We start from the raw sequence: 20,331 nt of genomic DNA, 5'->3' as shown, positions 1-20,331 counted from the left end.
AGGTTAAGCCATGACCTGCCAGCTTCCCCCTTTCCTTGCCCCAAGGCGTTTTAATTTACCTTTTGTTTGCAAAGAACGGAGATAACGTTCCGCAGTGCGGGAAGTCACGCCCAATACAGAGGCCAACATCACCGCAGTCATTTGCGGTTGAACGGTAAGCAATTCAAGGATAGTGTGTTCCTTTTCCGACAATTCTTCCGACATTTTTTCCGACATGGCGGATGTCATATCGATGCCTTCCCGCAAAGCTTCGGCCAAATTTTGCAACATAAACGCCACGAATGCCGTGCAGTCACTGGCCCGATCGCATTGTCCTAAAATCTGATAATAGCGCGCTTGCTGGAAGTGAATGAGTGTTTCAACGGGCAGCCATGCAAGTTCTGCACGCCACTGGCTTAAGATCAACGTTTGCCACAGCCGCCCCATGCGGCCATTTCCATCCGAAAAGGGATGAATAAATTCAAACTCGTAGTGAAATACCGAACTGGCAATCAGCGGGTGAAGATCGGTTTGCTTAAGCCAGGAAAGAAGATCGTCGATAAGGCGGTTCATCTGTGAGGCTGGCGGAGCCATGTGGACTAACTGGTTTCCACGGTACACCCCTACGTCCCCATTTCTGAGCTTTCCGGGATGATCGACCAGACCCATCATTAATAATCGGTGTGCACTGAGTAAGTCGTTGAGCTTCCAGGGCTTCCATTCGGGCAGTTTCTCATATGCCAGGATAGCATTGCGTACTTCCTGAATATCTTTTTCAGGTGCAAGCACGCGTTTGCCATCCATGATTGCCGTCACCTGCCCTGTCGTCAGCGAGTTGTGCTCAATGGCTAGCGATGCCTGAATGGTTCGAATACGGTTCTCTTTACGCAGGAGTGGCGAAGTTCTGCCTGAATGTGCCGCCCAATGCCCCAATAGTTCACCAATCTCAACCACCTGATTGAGGATAAAGGGTGTGATGGTGAAGGGAGGCTGATAGCGGCTCATTTGGCTTACTCCCCCTGCTGCTCCAGCGCATATTTATACAGCGCATTTTTCTTCACGCCGTGGATCTCCGCCGCCAGCGCCGCCGCTTTTTTCAGGGGGAGTTCAGCCTGTAGCAGGACCAGCGTACGCAGCGCATCGGCAGGCAGAGCGTCTTCCTGCGCTTTGTGACCTTCAACAATCAGCACCATTTCGCCCTTGCGGCGGTTTTCATCCTCTTTCACCCACGCCAGCAGTTCGCCGACCGGCGCACCGTGAATGGTTTCCCACGTTTTGGTCAGCTCGCGCGCCAGCACCACGTAGCGCCCTTCGCCCCAGACGGTCACCATATCCTCCAGGCTTTCCAGCAGACGGTGAGTGGATTCGTAGAAGATCAACGTACGCGGTTCGGCTTCCAGATCCTTTAATACATCGCGGCGACCTTTGGATTTAGCTGGCAGGAAACCTTCGTAGCAGAAACGATCGGACGGCAGGCCCGCCGCGCTTAATGCGGCAATAGCAGCACACGGTCCCGGCAGTGGGACCACGCGGATCCCGGCTTCACGGCAGGTGCGCACCAGATGGTAACCCGGATCGTTGATCAGCGGCGTTCCCGCGTCGGACACCAACGCAATGTTCTGCCCTTCCTTAAGCTTCGCCACAAGCGTTTCGGCTTTTTGTTGCTCATTGTGATCGTGCAGGGCAAACAAACGGGCGTTGATGGCAAAGTGTTGTAGCAGTAAACCGGTATGACGGGTGTCTTCAGCCGCAATTAAATCAACAGCTTGCAATACGGTGAGCGCACGTTGGGTAATATCAGACAAATTCCCGATAGGAGTAGGTACAATATAAAGCTGGCCTTGAGAATTATCTGCCGTTTCGTGTTGTTTCATTGTTTCGTCCGTATTGCCGATTTAATATTGAGCATTGCGTAAAAAAATCACTGGATACAGTATGGTACCGTTAACGTTTCTTCGAAAAAAAGCCGCGCACAGCGTGCCCCTCCTGCTGGCAGCCCTGATCTTTACCGGCTGCGGCACCCAGGCACCTGACCAGAGCACTGCTCATATGCAGGGATCCGCTCAGGCTGATTCTGGCTTTTATCTGCAACAAATGTCGCAGAGTACAAATGATACCAGGATCAACTGGCAATTACTCGCCATTCGTGCACTGCTGAAAGAAGGGAAAACCCAGCAGGCCGCCGAGCTGTTCAGCCAGCTGCCGCAGGATCTTAACGACACTCAGCGCCATGAGCAGACGCTGCTGTCGGCAGAACTGAAGGTCGCGCAAAAAGATTACGACGGCGCGAAGAAGATCCTCGGCACCATCGATCTCAGCACGCTGGATAAAAACCAGCAGGCCCGTTTCTGGCAGGCCGGTATCACCGCTGAGCAGGGTCGTCCTTCCCTGACGCTACTCCGCGCGCTGATTGCCCAGGAGCCTCTGCTCGCGGGTGCGGACAAGCAAAAAAATATTGACGCAACCTGGCAGGCGCTCGCCTCCATGACCCAGGATCAGGCCAAGGCGCTGGTAATCAACGCCGATGAAAATGTCCTGCAAGGCTGGCTGGATCTGCAACAGATGTGGTTCAACAACCGCAGCGATCCGAACATGCTGAAAGCCGGCATTACCGACTGGCAAAAGCGTTACCCGCAAAACCCGGGAGCGAAAATGCTGCCAACGCAGCTGGTGAACGTGCAAAACTTTAAGCCCGCCTCCACCAGCAAAATTGCCCTGCTGCTGCCGTTAAACGGTCAGGCTGCGGTGTTTGGTCGCGCCATTCAGCAAGGTTTTGAAGCCGCGAAAAACGGCACCACCGCCGTCAGCGGCAGCGCGGTTCCGGCGCAGGCTGCACAGGCGGCGAATGTGAATGACGTTGTCAGCCCGTCCGCCGCCGAAACCAGCGACCTGACCACCGCGCAAACCCCTGCGCAGGGCACCATGCAGAATCCGGTTACCGCCCCAACGACGCAGCCTGCTACCCCAGCGCCTGCGGCAACACAGGCCCCGGCTGAAGCACCGGTGCCCGCGACGGCAGAACAACCTCAGCCGCAAACCGCGCAGCCGGAACAGCAGCCAGCAACCCAGCCGCAGGCTGTGGCCACCACCAGCGCTAATCCTGGTGCAGAGTTGAAAATCTACGACACCAGCGCCCAGCCGCTTGACCAGGTGCTGGCGCAGGTTCAGCAGGACGGGGCCAGCATCGTTGTCGGCCCGCTGTTGAAAAACAACGTGGAAGCGCTGATGAAGAGCAACACCACGCTGAACGTGCTGGCGCTTAACCAGCCTGAGCAGGTTCAGAACCGCGCCAATATCTGTTACTTCGCCCTCTCTCCGGAGGATGAAGCCCGCGATGCGGCCCGCCATATTCACGAGCAGGGCAAGCAGGCGCCGCTGCTGCTGATCCCACGCAGCACGCTGGGCGATCGCGTTGCCAACGCGTTTGCGCAAGAGTGGCAGACCCTTGGCGGTGGCGTGGTGTTGCAGCAGAAATTTGGCTCAGCTTCCGAACTGAGAGCGGGCGTGAACGGCGGGGCAGGTATTGCCCTCAACGGTAGCCCGGTATCCGCCAGCCTGCCGCAGCAGCAGAGCGTCACCATCGGCGGTCTGACGATCCCGGCGCCACCTACCGACGCGCAAATCAGCGGCGGCGGTAAAGTGGATTCGGCGTACATCGTCGCTACGCCGGAAGAGATCGCCTTTATCAAACCGATGATCGCCATGCGTAACGGCAGCCAGAGCGGTGCAACGCTCTACGCCAGCTCACGCAGCGCACAGGGTACCGCAGGCCCGGATTTCCGTCTGGAAATGGAAGGACTGCAATACAGCGAGATCCCCATGCTGGCAGGCAGCAACCCGCAGTTGATGCAGCAGGCGCTGGGCGCGGTGCGCAATGACTATTCCCTGGCGCGTCTGTACGCGATGGGCGTCGATGCCTGGGCGCTGGCAAACCACTTCACCCAGATGCGTCAGGTACCGGGCTTCGAGCTTAACGGGAATACCGGCGATCTGACCGCCGATCAGGATTGTGTGATTAACAGGAAGTTATCATGGCTCAAATACCAGCAGGGGCAGATTGTCCCGGCCAGTTAAGCCGTAAACAGACCGGCGACGCGTGGGAGTTAAAGGCGCGTCGCTGGCTTGAAGGCAAAGGACTGCGCTTTGTCGCCGCCAACGTTCGCGGGCGCGGCGGCGAGATTGACCTGATCATGAAAGACGGTCAGACCATCGTGTTTGTTGAAGTTCGCTTCCGACAGTCGTCCCGTTTTGGCGGTGCTGCCGCCAGCGTGACGCTCGCCAAACAACAAAAATTATTACAGACTGCCCACTTGTGGCTTGCCCGCCATAATGGGAGTTTTGATACTGTGGATTGCCGTTTCGATGTGGTAGCCTTCACCGGAAATGCGATCGACTGGCTTAAAAACGCGTTTGGCGAAGACGCATAAATAAGATTTTAAAGGGATACCGTGCTCGAACGAATTAAAGTGTGCTTCACAGAAAGCATTCAAACGCAGATTGCCGCGGCGGAAGCCCTCCCGGACGCGATCTCGCGTGCAGCGATGACGCTGGTTCAGTCGCTGCTCAACGGCAACAAAATCCTCTGTTGTGGCAATGGCACGTCCGCCGCCAACGCACAGCATTTTGCTGCCAGCATGATCAATCGCTTCGAAACCGAGCGCCCGAGTTTACCTGCCATTGCACTAAACACCGATAACGTGGTCTTAACTGCGATTGCCAACGATCGTCTGCATGACGAAATCTACGCCAAGCAGGTGCGCGCCTTAGGCCATGCCGGAGACGTGCTGCTGGCGATCTCCACGCGCGGTAACAGCCGGGATATCGTTAAAGCGGTTGAAGCGGCCGTGACCCGGGATATGACGATTGTCGCCCTGACCGGTTACGACGGCGGAGAGCTGGCTGGCCTGCTGGGGCCGCAGGATGTGGAGATCCGCATTCCTTCGCACCGTAGCGCCCGCATCCAGGAGATGCATATGCTCACGGTGAACTGCTTATGCGATCTGATCGATAACACGCTTTTCCCTCACCAGGATGATTAAGGAGTTCTCATGAAGGTTTTATCGGCCCTTGCAGTCGTGATGTCTGCATTACTGCTTCAGGGATGCATCGCTGCCGCTGTAGTCGGCACCGCAGCGGTCGGCACCAAAGCAGCGACCGATCCGCGCACCGTTGGGACGCAGGTGGATGACGGTACGCTTGAGCTGCGCGTAAACAGTGCGCTGTCGAAAGACGAGCAGATCAAGAAGGAAGCACGCATCAACGTGACGGCTTATCAGGGCAAAGTGCTGCTGGCAGGCCAGGCGCCAAATCCTGAACTCGCCTCGCGCGCCAAACAGATTGCGATGGGTGTGGAAGGTACGGCGGAAGTGTTTAACGAGATCCGCCAGGGCCAGCCGATTGGTCTCGGCACCGCGTCATCTGATACCTGGATCACCACCAAAGTGCGTTCCCAGCTGCTGGGTACCGACCAGGTGAAATCCTCAAACGTGAAAGTGACCACGGAGAACGGCGAAGTGTTCCTGCTGGGTCTGGTGACGGAACGTGAAGGGAAAGCGGCGGCGGATATCGCCAGCCGGGTGAGCGGCGTGAAACACGTCACCACCGCCTTTACTTACATTAAGTAATTACCACCTGACTACAGGCCCGGTAAGCGCTAGCGCCACCGGGCTTTTTTTCACACAAGCGCCATACTCCCCACAATCACTCCGCTCAACGCCACCAGCCCCGCAGTCAGCCACAGCGCTTTCGCCGGGAATGACTTACGCAGCATGATAAGCGACGGCAGGCTCACCGCCGGCAGCGTGATGAGCAGCGCCAGCGCCGGTGCGGTCCCCATACCAGCCATCATCATGGTCTGAATAATCGGGATCTCCGCCGCGGTTGGGATCACGAACAGGCACCCGGCCACCGCCATCGCAATCACCCACATCAGCGTGTTGTCGATAGCGCCATCCGCATGCGGGAACAGCCAGACGCGCGCCGCCCCCAGCACCAGTACGGCCAGGATATAGACCGGAATGGTGCTCCAGAAAAGCTGCCACAGCGCTTTGCCCCAGCGAGCAAAGAAACTGCCCTGCGGCTCGCTGACGTCCAGCTCAACGGAGGCAGGCCCGGCCTCGTTGTCTTTCACCAGGTGCTGCACCAGCGTAGCGACAAGCACCACCGTCAGCAGGCCAGCCGCCAGACGGATAAACGCGAAATGCCAGCCGAGAACGAAGCCCATAAACACCAGCGTTGCCGGGTTCAGCAGGGGGTTACCCATCCAGAAGGCAAGCGCGCCGCCCATCGACACGCGCTGTCGGCGCATACCCGCCGCCACCGGTGCGGCGCAGCAGGAGCACATCATGCCCGGCAGGGAGAAAATCGTCCCCAGCAGCGTGCCCTGCAAGCGCGGCTGTCCCAGGGTTTTCACCAGCCAGTTACGCGGGATAAGTACCTGAATCAGCGAGCCCAGCAATACGCCCAATACCGCCGCTTTCCAGACGGCAAGAAAATAGACCATGGCGTAATCCCACGCCGCGCGTAGCGGGCTGGAATCGGCTTGCGCGAGAATCGATTTACCGATGCTGTGGGTGTCGGCGGCGGTGAAGGCTTTACCGTAGTACGGCAGCCATTTCACATACCAGAGGCCAATGATGACCACGAGAAAGAAGAGTGCGGGCTTCCACCACTGAACAGGTGTTGCCGCCTGAGATGAAGACTGACCAGTCATACCATTCCCCGGAAGGTGTTATTTAATAAGCCGGGGAAGTTTACGCCTCGCCCTGCGCGATTTCACGCAGTTTTGCCGAAGGGATAATATTAACCCCCTCCTGCGACGGAGCCAGCGCCTCTTTTAGCATCGCCAGCGCGACATCCCGCGCCTCGATGGACTTCCAGTTACCCGGCAGGATGCGAAACAGCGGAGCGAAAAAAGACTCGTTAAAACGACGTTCGTCACGGTGCCCCATCAGCATGGAAGGCCGCGCGATGGTCAGGCGCTCCCATTTCTGCGCGATTAACGCCTCTTCCATTTTGCCCTTCACCTGGTTGTAAAAAAACGGCGAGCCTGCGTTCGCGCCGTGCGCGCTGACTACCAGGAAATGTTTTGCGCCCAGCTTTTTCGCCGTCAGGGCGGTATCCACCACCAGTGTGTAATCCGCATGGACAAAAGCTTCTTTACTGCCCGCTTCCCGTCGGGTGGTGCCAAGGCAGCAAAAGGCGATATCAATGGGATCCTGCACCTGCGCCAGCGCGTCGGTGAGCTGTGGATCGTGCGGGTTATAGACGCCGGTGATATCCAACAGCGGGCGACGCGTCGGGGCGGCGATATAATTGATATGCCGATCCTAGATCAGCAGCCGCAGCAGATGTCCACCCACCAGCCCGGTTGCGCCGGTAATCAGTACCTGACTCATCTTATCCCCTTTACAGAATTGTCCGTTTGCGTTCTGGGCCTGCTCTACCACACTTAAAAGTCTGTTACCGGTAAGTATTTACCACAAACGGGAAAAAAACAGTCTGAAGCGAAAACAACGGAGGAAGCATGGGTAAAAAAATCGCAGTCTTGATTACCGACGAGTTTGAAGATTCAGAATTTACGTCGCCAGCAGAGGCATTCCGCAAGGCGGGCCACGAGGTGGTCACCATCGAGAAAGAAGCGGGTAAAACCGTGAAGGGCCATAAGGGCGAAGCCAGCGTGACCATTGACGAATCCATTGATAACGTCAGCCCGTCGGATTTCGACGCCCTGCTGTTACCGGGCGGTCATTCACCGGATTCCCTGCGCGGAGACGAGCGTTTCGTCACCTTTACCCGTGACTTCGTCGGCACCGGTAAACCGGTATTTGCCATTTGCCACGGTCCGCAGTTGCTGATCAGCGCCGAGGTGGTACGCGGGCGTAAGCTCACCGCGGTGAAGCCGATCGTTATCGATCTGAAAAACGCGGGAGCCGAGTTCTACGATCAGGAAGTGGTGAACGATAACGATCAGCTGATCACCAGCCGTACACCGGACGATCTGCCGGCGTTTAACCGTGAAGCGCTACGCCTGCTCGGCGCGTAACCAGTGCAGCTTCTTGCCAAAGCCCAGGGTGTTGTCGGTAAATTTCAGCTCATCAAGGCGGATTTCCCACACCGGGGCTTTTAGCGCCGCGGCCACCGGGAAGCGGCGCGTATAGCGTTTACGTTGCGCGTCGCTCTCCTCACCTTCCAGGCGACGAATTTCGCCTTTAAACTGGACCCCGCGGATCAGCGCAACGGTTTTAGGCTGACCGTTTACCGTGCCCGCCACTTTTGCCCGCTGGCCCGTCATCTGCGCATGCCGCGTTTTATCTTCGCTCATCACGTAAAAGGCCACGCGCCCGGGATCGTAGTAATAAAAGGCATTTGCGCACCACATCTCCTCGTCTTTACAGACGCACCAGGTCACGACATGCTGCTTTGCCAGCCAGCGGTTAATGGCGGCCAGTGTTTCCATTTTCGCTCTCTCTCATGCTATGGTGCGTTCACCTTAACATACTGAATCTGTTTACCGTGTGCTGGTTTCTCTATCTTGTCCGAACCGCTGATAACGCACTCTACACCGGGATCACTACCGATGTGGCACGGCGTTTTTTACAACATCAAACGGGGAAAGGAGCGAAGGCGCTGCGGGGGAAAGGTGAACTTCAGTTAGCGTTTTCAGCCGCCGTGGGCGACAGATCCCTGGCGCTCAGGCTGGAATACTGCATCAAGCAGCTGACGAAGCGCCAGAAAGAGCGTCTCGTCAACGGGGACGGCTCTTTCGAGGCGCTACGCGAAAGCCTGCTTAAAAACGATTGAAATGATCGTGGTACTCCACCAGACCGGTAACGCCGTCGAGCGCATCATCCGCCAGAGGATGCACCAGGAAAGATGTTTCCGTGCCCGGCCAGTGGCAGCGCAGATCGTATCTGGACGCTGGCTTAAAACCTAAACGTTCGTAGAACGCCGGATCGCCCAGAACGACGACAGCGGCATAGCCAAATTCATTCAGTGAATCCAGCCCTTCATAGACCAGCTGGCGCGCCAGGCCCTGGCCACGGTAGTTTTCATCCACCGCCAGCGGCGCCATGCCGACCCACTGTAACTCTTCACCCTGCACAATCACCGGGCTGAAGGCCACGTAGCCGACCACCTGCCCTTCATCGTCGGTGGCAACCAGGCCCAGCGTAATCAGGCCATCTTCGCGAAGATCGTGAACCAGTTGGGCTTCGGCGTCGCCTGCAAAAGAGCGGCGTAACAACGCATCGATACCCGGCGCATCAATCCCAATTTCGACTCGAATCAGCATGGCTCACCTACTGAAGTGTGTTTACTGTCCGGCGGGGTTTTTAGCCCGGCCTCAACGAAATCTGCCATTTGCATCAACATCATACGCAGCGCTTTCGGCATCTGCTCCAGCTCAATGGCATCCATTAAATTTTTGACGTACAGACCGAGCTCCGTGTCGCCTTCAATCACCAGACGACGCTGGAAGAAGAGGGTGTCCGGATCCTGTTTGCGCGCGGCGATCATCAGCAGATCGCTGGTATCCGCGCTAAAGCTGACATCCGCCTCGGCGGTTTCACGGACGATCAGCCGATCGTTCTCAACGGAAGTAAACCAGCGCAACCCGATATCGCGCACTTCAATCTTTAACCAGCGGCCTTCCAGAAACTCCAGCTCACCGTCCTGTAGCGCCTGGCGGAACTGCCAGCTCAGTACCTGTTCCAGCACCTGGCGTTTAAGCGCGAACGGCGCCAGTTTTACCGGCACGCTCAGCATTGATGGACCAAATTGTACGAGACGTGAACGCAGTTTATCCAGCACGAGCTTTACTCCCTGATAGCTATAGTCCTGCTATTTTGCCATATCCCGACAAGAAGATAGCGGCGTAAATCAACAAACCGTTGTCCGGTATACCTCATTATTGGTGCCATCAATACGCCATTAGCTGCCTTAAATCAAAAATTGTCGCGTATGGGTTAATTAAAATCCCAGCTCGTTAACATTTTTTACGATCCCTGCGATCGACAACATCGGGATAAATTATGGAGCTGCTCTGCCCTGCCGGAAACCTTCCGGCGCTTAAGGCGGCCATCGAAAATGGGGCCGATGCGGTCTATATCGGGCTGAAAGATGATACCAACGCCCGCCATTTTGCGGGTCTTAACTTTACGGAGAAAAAGCTTCAGGAAGCCGTTAACTTCGTTCACCAGCACCGGCGCAAACTGCACATCGCCATCAATACCTTTGCCCATCCTGATGGCTATGCCCGCTGGCAGCGCGCCGTGGATATGGCGGCCCAGCTGGGCGCCGATGCGCTGATCCTGGCCGACCTCGCCATGCTTGAGTATGCGGCAGAACGTTATCCGCATATTGAGCGCCACGTCTCTGTTCAGGCATCGGCCACCAATGAAGAGGCCGTGCGTTTTTATCATCGACACTTTGACGTAGCCCGCGTGGTGCTGCCGCGCGTGCTCTCTATTCATCAGGTTAAGCAACTGGCGCGCGTCACGCCAGTGCCGCTGGAGGTTTTTGCCTTCGGCAGCCTGTGCATCATGGCCGAAGGCCGCTGCTATCTTTCTTCCTATCTCACCGGGGAATCGCCAAATACCGTCGGTGCCTGCTCGCCTGCCCGCTTCGTTCGCTGGCAGCAAACGCCGCAGGGACTGGAGTCACGCCTGAATGACGTGTTAATTGACCGCTATCAGGACGGTGAAAACGCGGGGTATCCGACACTGTGTAAGGGCCGCTATCTGGTGGACGGCGAGCGCTACCACGCGCTGGAGGAGCCCACAAGCCTCAACACGCTGGAATTGCTGCCGGAACTGCTGGCCGCCAATATTGCCTCGGTGAAAATCGAAGGCCGCCAGCGCAGCCCGGCCTACGTGAGCCAGGTGGCGAAGGTGTGGCGTCAGGCCATCGACCGCTGCATGGCGGACCCGCAAAACTATGCTCCACAAGCGGCCTGGATGGAGACGCTCGGCGCGATGTCTGAAGGCACCCAAACTACGCTCGGCGCGTACCACCGTAAATGGCAGTGAGATAATCATGAAATATTCATTAGGGCCGGTGCTTTACTACTGGCCAAAAGAGACGCTGGAAGATTTTTACCAGCAGGCGGCTAACAGCAGCGCCGATGTGATTTACCTCGGCGAAGCGGTGTGCAGCAAGCGCCGCGCCACCAAAGTGGGCGACTGGCTGGATATGGCGAAAAACCTGGCCGGCAGCGGCAAGCAGGTGGTGCTCTCGACGCTGGCGCTGGTGCAGGCATCCTCTGAACTGGGCGAGCTGAAGCGCTACGTCGAAAACGGTGAGTTCCTGCTGGAGGCGAGCGACCTGGGCGTGGTAAACCTGTGTGCCGAGCGTAAGCTGCCGTTTGTCGCCGGACATGCGCTGAACTGCTATAACGCGGTGACCCTGCGCCTGTTGCTCAAACAGGGGATGACCCGCTGGTGCATGCCAGTAGAGCTCTCCCGCGACTGGCTGGCCAACCTGCTCACACAGTGCGAAGAGCTGGGCATTCGCAACAAGTTTGAAGTGGAGGTTCTGAGCTACGGCCATCTGCCGCTGGCCTACTCTGCCCGCTGCTTCACCGCTCGTTCCGAAGATCGCCCGAAAGACGAGTGCGAAACCTGCTGCATTAAGTACCCGAACGGCCGCAGTATGCTGTCGCAGGAGAACCAGCAGGTGTTTGTTCTCAACGGCATTCAGACCATGAGCGGTTACGTCTATAACCTCGGCAACGAACTGGCGTCAATGCACGGGCTGGTGGATATGGTGCGTCTTTCGCCGCTTGATACCGGCGTTTTCGCGATGCTGGACGCCTTCCGCGCCAACGAAAACGGCGCCTCACCGCTGCCGTTGACGGCAAACAGCGACTGCAACGGTTACTGGAGACGTCTCGCCGGGCTGGAATTGCAGGCGTAAAAAAGGCTCACTTTGTTAACAACGGTTATCATTTTTTAATGCAGTATTAAAGATTGACCGTCGACAAAGTGAGCTGTTATGACTGACAAAACCATTCCGTTTTCGGTGCTGGATCTGGCGCCGATCCCACAAGGCTCCTCGGCCAGAGAAGCCTTCACGCACTCTCTCGATCTTGCTCAGCTTGCCGAAAAGCGCGGCTATCACCGCTACTGGCTGGCGGAGCACCACAATATGGTGGGCATCGCCAGCGCCGCCACCTCGGTGCTGATTGGCTATCTGGCGGCGAATACCACCACTCTGCACCTGGGCTCCGGCGGTGTGATGCTGCCGAACCACGCCCCGCTGGTGATTGCCGAGCAGTTCGGGACGCTGAATACCCTTTATCCGGGCCGTATTGATCTAGGGCTTGGCCGCGCGCCGGGCAGCGACCAGCCGACCATGCGCGCCCTGCGTCGCCATATGAGCGGCGATATCGATAACTTCCCGCGCGATGTGGCCGAGCTGGTGGACTGGTTTGACGCGCGGGATCCGAACCCGCACGTGCGTCCTGTGCCGGGGTACGGGGAAAAGATCCCGGTATGGCTGTTAGGCTCAAGCCTGTACAGCGCACAGCTCGCCGCTCAACTGGGGCTGCCGTTCGCGTTCGCTTCCCACTTCGCACCGGATATGCTGCATCAGGCACTGCATCTTTATCGTACGCACTTCAAACCGTCTGAACGTCTGGAGAAGCCGTATGCGATGGTGTGTATCAATATCATTGCCGCCGACAGCAACCGCGACGCGGAATTCCTGTTTACCTCTATGCAGCAGGCGTTTGTGAAGCTGCGTCGCGGCGAGACGGGCCAGTTGCCGCCGCCGGTAGAGAATATGCATCAGCTGTGGTCGGCCTCCGAGCAGTATGGCGTGCAGCAGGCTCTGAGTATGTCGCTGGTGGGTGATAAGGCGAAAGTGCGTCACGGGCTGGAGGCGGTGCTGCGTGAAACCCAGGCGGATGAGATTATGGTTAACGGCCAGATTTTCGATCACCAGGCGCGTCTGCATTCGTTTGATTTGGCGATGCAGGTGAAAGAGGAGTTGGTGGGGTAGTTTTTTGCTTTGCCCGGTGGCGCTTCGCTTACCGGGCCTACATTCTTTTCTCCCTCTCCCATGGGGAGAGGGCCGGGGTGAGGGGTTCAGACCGCACGTTTTACTGATATACCGGCAACAGATTAAAACTCGACAGCACGTGCACCACCGCATTGCCGATACCAAATACCAGAATCAGCGCAATCATCGGTTTTCCGCCCCAGACGCGGAATTTCGGGCTGCCGAAGCGCTTACGTGATTTGCGCGCCAGCAGCGCCGGTACAATCGCCGCCCAGATGGTGGCCGCCAGTCCCGCATAGCCGATGGCGTACAGGAAACCGTTCGGCCACAGCAGGCCGCCCACAATCGGCGGCAGGAAGGTCAACAGCGCGGTTTTGAAGCGCCCCATAGCAGAGTCATCAAAACCAAACAGATCCGCCAGGTAGTCAAACAGGCCCAGCGTCACGCCGAGGAATGAGCTCGCCACCGCAAAGTTCGAGAAGACCACCAGAAGCAGATCCAGACTGCGGCTGTTCAGCACGCCGCTCAGCGCCTGTACCAGCACATCAATGTTACCGCCCTTCTGCGCAATGCCGATAAATTCCGGACGCGGGATGTTACCCATCGTCCCCAGCAGCCAGATCACATACAGCCCCAGCGCCAGCAACGTGCCGTAAACCAGGCATTTCACGATGGTGCGCGGATCCTTGCCGTAGTATTTCATCAGGCTCGGTACGTTGCCGTGGTAGCCGAACGACGCCAGACAGAATGGCAGCGTCATCAGCAGGTACGGCGTGTAGGAGGTGTTCACTTCCGCAACGTTAAACAGCGTGGCCGGCGTGACGTGCCCCAGCAGGCTGCCGAAGGTCAGAAAGAAGGTGATGACCTTTGCGCCCAGCACGATCGCCGTCATGCGGCTGACCGCTTTGGTGCTCATCCAGACGATAAACGCCACGCCCAGCGCGAAGCAGAGACCCGCCAGACGCGCCGGAACGTTCAGCGACATCTCTGAGAAGGTGTGATGCAGAATCGACCCGCTCGCTGAAATGTACGCGTAGGTCAGGATATAGAGTACAAACGCGATGGACAGCCCGTTCACCAGGTTCCAGCCTTTGCCCAACAGATCCCGGGTGATGGTGTCGAAGCTGGAGCCAATGCGGTAGTTCAGGTTTGCTTCAAGGATCATCAGCCCGGAATGGAGCATGCAGAACCAGGTGAAAACCAGCGCCGCCAGCGACCAGAAGAACCACGCACCGGACATGACCACAGGCAGGGAAAACATCCCGGCACCAATGATGGTTCCGCCGATGATCACCACGCCGCCAAGCAGCGAAGGTGACGTTTGGGTGGTGGTTAGTGTTGCCATGCGGCCTTATCTCCAGTGAAAAATGTGGTTCTGCATTTTAGTGTGTTGCACTGTACCAGTACAAGAGTACAAAAGGAATAAAAAAAGCCCCGATAGCAACTATCGGGGCTGTATATTTTACTTTACGTTAGAAGCGAAAGGCTTACGCGTCACCGAAACGACGACGGCTGGCGCCTTCTTCACGGCGTGGACCACGGTTTTCGCGGCGCTCACCGGAGAAACGACGGCCTTCACCACCGCGTCCTTCGCTGCGACCGCCTTCACGACGCTCGCCACCGAAACCGCGACCACCGCCACGACGTTCGCCGCCACGGTCAGGACGTGGCTGTGCATCGCCCAGCAGCTGCATGTTCATCGGCTTGTTCAGGATACGGGTGCGAGTAAAGTGTTGCAGTACTTCGCCCGGCATGCCTTTTGGCAGCTCGATGGTGGAGTGGGAACCGAACAGCTTGATGTTACCGATGTAACGGCTGCTGATATCGCCTTCGTTAGCGATCGCGCCAACGATGTGACGAACTTCAACACCATCATCACGGCCCACTTCGATGCGATACAGTTCCATTTCGCCAGCGTCACGACGCTCGCGACGTGGACGGTCTTCACCACCACGCTCTGGACGGTCACCGCGTGGACCACGGTCGTTACGGTCGCCACGACGTTCGAAACGATCGTCACGGTCACGGAACTCACGCTTAGGACGCATCGGCGCATCAGGTGGCACGATCAGGCTACGTTCGCCCTGCGCCATTTTCAGCAGTGCTGCGGCCAGGGTTTCCATGTCCAGCTCTTCGCCTTCAGCGACAGGCTGGATCTGGGACAGCAGCGCACGGTACTGATCCAGATCGCTGCTTTCCAGCTGCTGCTGTACTTTCGCAGCGAATTTTTCCAGACGGCGTTTGCCCAGCAGTTCTGCGTTTGGCAGCTCGGCTTCTGGAATGGTCAGCTTCATGGTGCGTTCAATGTTACGCAGCAGACGACGCTCGCGGTTCTCAACGAACAGCAGCGCACGGCCTGCACGACCCGCACGACCGGTACGGCCGATACGGTGAACGTAAGACTCGGAGTCCATTGGGATATCGTAGTTTACAACCAGGCTGATACGCTCAACGTCCAGGCCACGTGCTGCCACGTCGGTTGCAATCAGGATATCCAGACGACCGTCTTTCAGACGCTCCAGAGTCTGCTCACGCAGGGCCTGGTTCATGTCGCCGTTCAGCGCTGCGCTGTTGTAACCGCTACGCTCCAGGGCTTCAGCCACTTCCAGGGTCGCGTTTTTGGTACGAACGAAGATAATCGCCGCATCAAAATCTTCCGCTTCCAGGAAACGCACCAGCGCTTCGTTTTTGCGCATGCCGTATACAGACCAGTAGCTCTGGCTGATGTCCGGGCGAGTGGTCACGCTGGACTGAATACGCACTTCCTGCGGCTCTTTCATGAAGCGGCGGGTAATGCGACGGATCGCTTCTGGCATAGTTGCAGAGAACAGAGCGGTCTGATGACCTTCCGGGATCTGCGCCATGATGGTTTCTACGTCTTCGATGAAGCCCATACGCAGCATTTCATCGGCTTCGTCCAGTACCAGACCACTCAGTTTAGAGAGGTCCAGGGTACCGCGCTTCAGGTGATCCAGCAGACGACCCGGCGTACCGACAACAATCTGTGGACCCTGGCGCAGGGCGCGTAACTGCACGTCATAACGCTGGCCGCCGTACAGGGCTACCACGTTTACGCCGCGCATATGTTTAGAGAATTCCGTCATAGCTTCAGCAACCTGAACAGCCAGTTCACGGGTTGGAGCCAGGACGAGGATCTGCGGCGCGCGCAGGTCCGGATCAATGTTGTTCAGCAGCGGCAGCGAGAATGCTGCGGTTTTACCGCTACCAGTCTGGGCCATGCCCAGCACGTCACGACCAGAAAGCAGGTGTGGGATACACTCAGCCTGGATCGGAGATGGTTTTTCGTAACCCAGATCGTTAAGGGCTTCAAGGATAGGAGCCTTCAGGCCCAGATCTGCAAAAGTGGTTTCGAATTCAGCCATGTAGTACAAGTGCCTCGATATTAATGGCGGCCAGTCTACTTAGCTCATCGTGAAAATGATTAGCAATTTTCATTGAAAAGTGTGAACCGGCTCAAATTAGGTGTATTGACGAACAACAACGCCCTCACCAGTGAAGGTGATGGCAATCAAAAGATTACGGGCTGATGTTTATGTCGTCAGCTATTGCTGGTCCGATTCTGCCAGGTCGTCTTGCTCCTGGCCCAAGAGCGATAATTCCAACAATGCATAACGGTGCTCAACGAAGTTATGTACGTTGTTAGCAACCGCTAATTTGAACAGTGCCGTAGCGCTGTCCATATCCCCCAGACTTAGGTAGTACTTACCTAAATAGAAGTTGGTTTCACTGAGATGCTCAGCGAGCGAGGTGTTATCCGTTGCGTCCGCCTTGAGGCGTTCCATCAGCGTTGCTTCGCTAATGTTGCCCAGGTAGAACTCGACAATGTTCCATCCCCACTGTTCCTTGTCCGATTTATCGAAGCGCTGTTTCAGTGCTTCTTTGGCCTGCTTCTCATCGAGCTTCTGCTCAACGATGTAAAGCCACAGGCTGCGGAAAGGATCATTAGGATCGTCTTGATAAAACGCCAGCAGATCATCTTGCGCTAACTTATCACGACCGCCGTAATACAATGCGATACCGCGATTCAAGTGCGCGTAGTTGTAAGTTGGATCAAGCTCAAGTACAGAATCAAACGCTTCATAGGCAGCATCAAAATTGCCTGCCTGCGTTAAATAAATGCCTAAGTAATTGAATACTTCAGGCATATCAGGTCGAATCGCCAGCGCTTGTGAAAAATCATTTCGCGCCAGTGCCCTCAGACCGAGACTATCATACAACACTCCGCGCTCATATAAAAGCTGTGCGCGTTCGTCATCGGTTAAAGCCCGACTGGCAAGTATTTGTTCCATGCGTGCCAGAATGACTTCCTGCTGCAAAGTCGGTTGCAATGGCACTGCGAGGACTTCGCTCTTACGCCAGGCAGAGTTGCTGCATCCTGCCAGCGTTAAAGCTGTCGCAACGAAACACCAGCGCAAAAAAGGCTTCATTTCCCACTCCCGAAGACAACTATTGATGAACGTCCTGTCCCCCGGCGGCTTAACAAGGCGTCCTGCCTGATAATAAGCCCTCCGCCTGCGCGGAGGGCAAATGGCAACCTTACTCGCCTTGCTGTTCAGCAGCCGGGGCTTCCGGTGCCGCAGCAGGCTGAGACTGCTCGGTTGCTTCTTTAATGCTCAGACGGATACGGCCCTGGCGGTCAACTTCCAGAACTTTCACCGGTACTTCCTGACCCATTTGCAGGTAATCGGTCACTTTCTCAACGCGCTTGTCAGCGATCTGAGAGATGTGTACCAGACCTTCTTTACCGCCACCGATAGCAACGAATGCGCCAAAGTCAACGATACGGGTCACTTTACCATTGTAGATACGGCCCACTTCGATTTCTGCCGTGATCTCTTCGATACGACGGATAGCGTATTTCGCTTTCTCGCCGTCGGTTGCTGCGATTTTCACAGTACCGTCATCTTCGATTTCGATGGTGGTGCCCGTTTCTTCGGTCAGTGCACGGATAACAGAACCGCCCTTACCGATAACATCTTTGATCTTGTCTGGATTGATCTTGATGGTGTGGATACGTGGAGCGAACTGAGAAATGTCGCCACGCGGCGCATTAATCGCCTGTTCCATCACGCCCAGGATGTGCAGACGCGCACCTTTAGCCTGGTTCAGAGCAACCTGCATGATCTCTTTGGTGATACCTTCAATTTTGATATCCATCTGCAAGGCAGAGATACCGTCACGGGAACCCGCTACTTTGAAGTCCATATCGCCCAGGTGGTCTTCGTCGCCCAGAATGTCAGACAGAACAACGTAGTTGTCGCCCTCTTTCACCAGACCCATTGCGATACCCGCAACGGCGGCTTTAATTGGCACGCCTGCATCCATCAGCGCCAGAGAGGCACCACACACGGAAGCCATAGAAGAGGAACCGTTGGATTCGGTGATTTCAGACACCACACGTACGGTGTACGGGAATTTGTCTGCTTCTGGCATCACTGCCAGCACGCCGCGCTTCGCCAGACGACCGTGACCAATTTCACGACGCTTCGGTGAGCCAACCATACCGGTTTCGCCCACAGAGTACGGAGGGAAGTTGTAGTGGAACAGGAAGCTGTCAGTACGCTCGCCCATCAGTTCGTCGATGATCTGTGCGTCACGTGCGGTACCCAGGGTCGCGGTTACCAGCGCCTGCGTTTCACCACGGGTGAACAGCGCAGAACCGTGAGTACGTGGCAGTACGCCAGTACGCACGTCCAGACCACGGATCATGTCTTTTTCACGGCCATCGATACGCGGCTCGCCTGCCAGGACGCGGCTACGAACAACGTTTTTCTCGATGGCGTGCAGGATTTCGCCAATCTCGTTAGCGTCCAGCGTTTCGTCTTCGGCAACCAGGGTCGCGGTCACTTCAGATTTGATCACATCAACCTGAGCATAGCGCTCCTGTTTGTCGGTGATGCGGTATGCGTCGCTCAGACGAGATTCTGCCAGTGCAGCAACGCGTGCGTTCAGCGCCTCGTTCACCGCTTCTGGCTGCCAGTCCCAACGTGGTTTACCGGCTTCTTTCACCAGGTCGTTGATGTTCTGAATAACGATCTGCTGCTGCTCGTGGCCAAATACCACAGCGCCCAGCATCTGATCTTCGCTCAGCAGTTCAGCTTCGGATTCAACCATCAGAACCGCTGCTTCAGTACCGGCAACAACCAGGTCCAGCTTACTCTCTTTCAGCTCTTCCTGAGTTGGGTTCAGTACGTACTGGTCGTTGATGTAGCCAACGCGCGCGGAACCGATTGGGCCATTGAATGGAATACCAGACAGTGACAGGGCCGCAGATGCGCCGATCATAGCAACGATGTCCGGGTTAACCTGTGGGTTAACGGAAACAACGGTCGCAATAACCTGAACTTCGTTTACGAAGCCTTCCGGGAACAGCGGACGAACCGGGCGGTCAATCAGACGCGCGATCAGGGTTTCGCCTTCGCTTGGACGGCCTTCACGACGGAAGAAGCCACCCGGGATTTTACCGGCAGCGTAGGTACGCTCCTGGTAGTTAACGGTCAGAGGGAAGAAGTCCTGACCTGGTTTAGCTTTTTTCTGGCCAACTACGGTAACGAATACAGCGGTGTCATCCATGCTTACCATAACGGCAGCAGTAGCCTGACGCGCCATCATGCCGGTTTCCAGCGTGACGGTATGCTGACCATACTGGAATTTACGAACGATCGGATTCAGCAAAATTCTGTCCTTTCTTAAATGTTTGAAAGCACACCTCAGGTGTGCTGACGATTTAACCCGACCTTCTTCGCATCCTCGCGACTAATGACAACCGACACCCCCATGGGTGAAGCCTCTCATTAGCCGCGCGAACCTCTGCAATGAAGATCATTTATAGCAACAATACAATAGTTTCCATTGAATTGCTGCCGTCTGGTTGAAAAAAGGGGCCATCAGGCCCCCTTTTCTGAAACTCGCAAGAATTAGCGACGCAGGCCCAGACGCTCGATCAGCGCGGTGTAGCGTGCAACATCTTTACGCTTCAGGTAGTCGAGCAGTTTACGACGCTGAGAAACCATACGCAGCAGACCACGACGGCTGTGGTGATCTTTTTTGTGCTCTGCAAAGTGACCTTGCAGGTGGTTAATCTGTGCAGTCAGCAGTGCAACCTGAACTTCGGTAGAACCGCTGTCGTTAGTACCACGACCAAACTCAGAAACGATTTTAGCTTTAGCTTCAACGCTTAGAGACATTTTCAAACTCCAAAGTATAAAGAATGTAAGGATGCCGATCTCTAATTCAGCTATCCCATGTACGCCCCGCAGATTGTTAAACAATTTACCAGGCGTTAAGCGGCGATATTCTACTCGTCTCCCCTGCTTATCGCAAGGTGAGGCG

At 56.3% G+C, this 20,331-nt stretch carries 21 protein-coding genes and 1 pseudogene; 9 read left to right on the top strand and 13 right to left on the bottom strand.

The features are described 5' to 3' along the window. Positions 1-3 precede the first annotated feature (3 nt). Positions 4-984, bottom strand: a complete 981-nt coding sequence (locus tag H2Z33_RS11185) for a Fic family protein (protein ID WP_017693927.1) — start codon at positions 982-984, stop codon at positions 4-6. Between the two features lie 5 nt (positions 985-989). After that, positions 990-1,853: a 16S rRNA (cytidine(1402)-2'-O)-methyltransferase gene (rsmI, locus tag H2Z33_RS11180; protein WP_045341652.1), complete on the bottom strand. Its 864-nt coding sequence runs from the start codon at positions 1,851-1,853 to the stop codon at positions 990-992. A 61-nt stretch (positions 1,854-1,914) separates the two neighbouring features. On the opposite strand from rsmI, the gene H2Z33_RS11175 reads away from it, so the two are divergent. The 4 genes from H2Z33_RS11175 to dolP are packed head-to-tail and all read left to right on the top strand — an operon-like array spanning position 1,915 to position 5,603. Beyond that, the gene (locus tag H2Z33_RS11175; protein WP_063135406.1) at positions 1,915-4,053 is read left to right on the top strand and encodes a penicillin-binding protein activator; all 2,139 of its coding nucleotides are present in this window, start codon (positions 1,915-1,917) and stop codon (positions 4,051-4,053) included. Beyond that, complete coding sequence (locus H2Z33_RS11170; RefSeq protein WP_017382447.1) at positions 4,011-4,406, top strand: YraN family protein; 396 nt, start codon at positions 4,011-4,013, stop codon at positions 4,404-4,406. The genes H2Z33_RS11175 and H2Z33_RS11170 overlap by 43 nt, the downstream gene beginning before the upstream one ends. A 21-nt stretch (positions 4,407-4,427) precedes the next feature. Beyond that, a complete protein-coding gene (gene diaA / locus H2Z33_RS11165) occupies positions 4,428-5,018 on the top strand; it encodes a DnaA initiator-associating protein DiaA (RefSeq protein WP_003861754.1) in 591 nt (196 codons plus the stop codon). 9 nt (positions 5,019-5,027) lie between these two features. Then, positions 5,028-5,603 carry a division/outer membrane stress-associated lipid-binding lipoprotein gene (dolP, locus tag H2Z33_RS11160; RefSeq protein WP_006812102.1) on the top strand — a complete coding sequence of 192 codons (576 nt, stop codon included), beginning with the start codon at positions 5,028-5,030 and terminating at the stop codon, positions 5,601-5,603. Between the two features lie 50 nt (positions 5,604-5,653). On the opposite strand, the gene H2Z33_RS11155 is transcribed toward dolP, so the two are convergent. Both H2Z33_RS11155 and H2Z33_RS11150 read right to left on the bottom strand, forming a co-directional pair. Further along, complete coding sequence (locus H2Z33_RS11155; RefSeq protein ID WP_032669103.1) at positions 5,654-6,691, bottom strand: permease; 1,038 nt, start codon at positions 6,689-6,691, stop codon at positions 5,654-5,656. 40 nt (positions 6,692-6,731) lie between these two features. After that, positions 6,732-7,376 (bottom strand): annotated as a pseudogene (locus H2Z33_RS11150) (NAD(P)H-binding protein). Positions 7,377-7,504: 128 nt separating this feature from the next. Between H2Z33_RS11150 and H2Z33_RS11145 the strand changes: the two are divergent. Continuing rightward, positions 7,505-8,023: a type 1 glutamine amidotransferase domain-containing protein gene (locus tag H2Z33_RS11145; protein WP_015571965.1), complete on the top strand. Its 519-nt coding sequence runs from the start codon at positions 7,505-7,507 to the stop codon at positions 8,021-8,023. Here H2Z33_RS11145 and H2Z33_RS11140 read toward each other — a convergent pair. After that, complete coding sequence (locus H2Z33_RS11140; RefSeq protein ID WP_047365703.1) at positions 8,003-8,437, bottom strand: YhbP family protein; 435 nt, start codon at positions 8,435-8,437, stop codon at positions 8,003-8,005. The two genes, H2Z33_RS11145 and H2Z33_RS11140, sit on opposite strands and share 21 nt — an antisense overlap. Before the next feature lie 14 nt (positions 8,438-8,451). On the opposite strand from H2Z33_RS11140, the gene H2Z33_RS11135 reads away from it, so the two are divergent. Next, positions 8,452-8,781 carry a GIY-YIG nuclease family protein gene (locus tag H2Z33_RS11135; protein ID WP_072204116.1) on the top strand — a complete coding sequence of 110 codons (330 nt, stop codon included), beginning with the start codon at positions 8,452-8,454 and terminating at the stop codon, positions 8,779-8,781. Here the strand turns inward: H2Z33_RS11135 and H2Z33_RS11130 are convergent. Further along, complete coding sequence (locus tag H2Z33_RS11130) at positions 8,768-9,271, bottom strand: GNAT family N-acetyltransferase (protein WP_015571968.1); 504 nt, start codon at positions 9,269-9,271, stop codon at positions 8,768-8,770. The genes H2Z33_RS11135 and H2Z33_RS11130 overlap by 14 nt on opposite strands. Beyond that, the gene (ubiT, locus tag H2Z33_RS11125) at positions 9,265-9,789 is read right to left on the bottom strand and encodes a ubiquinone anaerobic biosynthesis accessory factor UbiT (RefSeq protein ID WP_063135407.1); all 525 of its coding nucleotides are present in this window, start codon (positions 9,787-9,789) and stop codon (positions 9,265-9,267) included. The genes H2Z33_RS11130 and ubiT overlap by 7 nt, the downstream gene beginning before the upstream one ends. A gap of 221 nt (positions 9,790-10,010) precedes the next feature. Between ubiT and ubiU the strand changes: the two genes are divergently transcribed. The 3 genes from ubiU (at position 10,011) to H2Z33_RS11110 (ending at position 12,978) form a co-directional block, all read left to right on the top strand. Beyond that, complete coding sequence (gene ubiU / locus H2Z33_RS11120; protein WP_003861773.1) at positions 10,011-11,006, top strand: ubiquinone anaerobic biosynthesis protein UbiU; 996 nt, start codon at positions 10,011-10,013, stop codon at positions 11,004-11,006. Between the two features lie 7 nt (positions 11,007-11,013). After that, the gene (locus H2Z33_RS11115; protein WP_023295495.1) at positions 11,014-11,892 is read left to right on the top strand and encodes a U32 family peptidase; all 879 of its coding nucleotides are present in this window, start codon (positions 11,014-11,016) and stop codon (positions 11,890-11,892) included. Between the two features lie 78 nt (positions 11,893-11,970). Next, positions 11,971-12,978, top strand: a complete 1,008-nt coding sequence (locus H2Z33_RS11110; protein WP_006812112.1) for a luciferase-like monooxygenase — start codon at positions 11,971-11,973, stop codon at positions 12,976-12,978. 100 nt (positions 12,979-13,078) lie between these two features. Here H2Z33_RS11110 and mtr read toward each other — a convergent pair whose 3' ends face one another. The 6 genes from mtr to rpsO form a co-directional block, all read right to left on the bottom strand. Further along, positions 13,079-14,323 (bottom strand): tryptophan permease, encoded by a 1,245-nt coding sequence (mtr, locus tag H2Z33_RS11105; protein WP_006812114.1) that lies wholly within the window; start codon positions 14,321-14,323, stop codon positions 13,079-13,081. Positions 14,324-14,465: 142 nt separating this feature from the next. Further along, the gene (locus H2Z33_RS11100; RefSeq protein WP_003861780.1) at positions 14,466-16,361 is read right to left on the bottom strand and encodes a DEAD/DEAH family ATP-dependent RNA helicase; all 1,896 of its coding nucleotides are present in this window, start codon (positions 16,359-16,361) and stop codon (positions 14,466-14,468) included. Beyond that, positions 16,354-16,434, bottom strand: a complete 81-nt coding sequence (gene yrbN / locus H2Z33_RS11095; RefSeq protein WP_097397692.1) for a protein YrbN — start codon at positions 16,432-16,434, stop codon at positions 16,354-16,356. The genes H2Z33_RS11100 and yrbN overlap by 8 nt, the downstream gene beginning before the upstream one ends. Before the next feature lie 107 nt (positions 16,435-16,541). Next, positions 16,542-17,426, bottom strand: a complete 885-nt coding sequence (gene nlpI, locus H2Z33_RS11090; RefSeq protein ID WP_017693920.1) for a lipoprotein NlpI — start codon at positions 17,424-17,426, stop codon at positions 16,542-16,544. A gap of 109 nt (positions 17,427-17,535) precedes the next feature. After that, a complete protein-coding gene (pnp, locus tag H2Z33_RS11085) occupies positions 17,536-19,674 on the bottom strand; it encodes a polyribonucleotide nucleotidyltransferase (protein ID WP_017693919.1) in 2,139 nt (712 codons plus the stop codon). A 242-nt stretch (positions 19,675-19,916) separates the two neighbouring features. Then, positions 19,917-20,186 (bottom strand): 30S ribosomal protein S15, encoded by a 270-nt coding sequence (gene rpsO, locus H2Z33_RS11080; RefSeq protein ID WP_003861789.1) that lies wholly within the window; start codon positions 20,184-20,186, stop codon positions 19,917-19,919. Between the last annotated feature and the right edge of the window lie 145 nt (positions 20,187-20,331).

Origin of the sequence: Enterobacter sp. YSU (assembly GCF_016082135.1) — a bacterium.
GTDB classification, from domain to species: Bacteria; Pseudomonadota; Gammaproteobacteria; order Enterobacterales; family Enterobacteriaceae; genus Enterobacter; species Enterobacter hormaechei_C.
The sequence above is the reverse complement of the archived record's forward strand: the minus strand, read 5'-3'. Positions and strand labels throughout refer to the sequence as shown.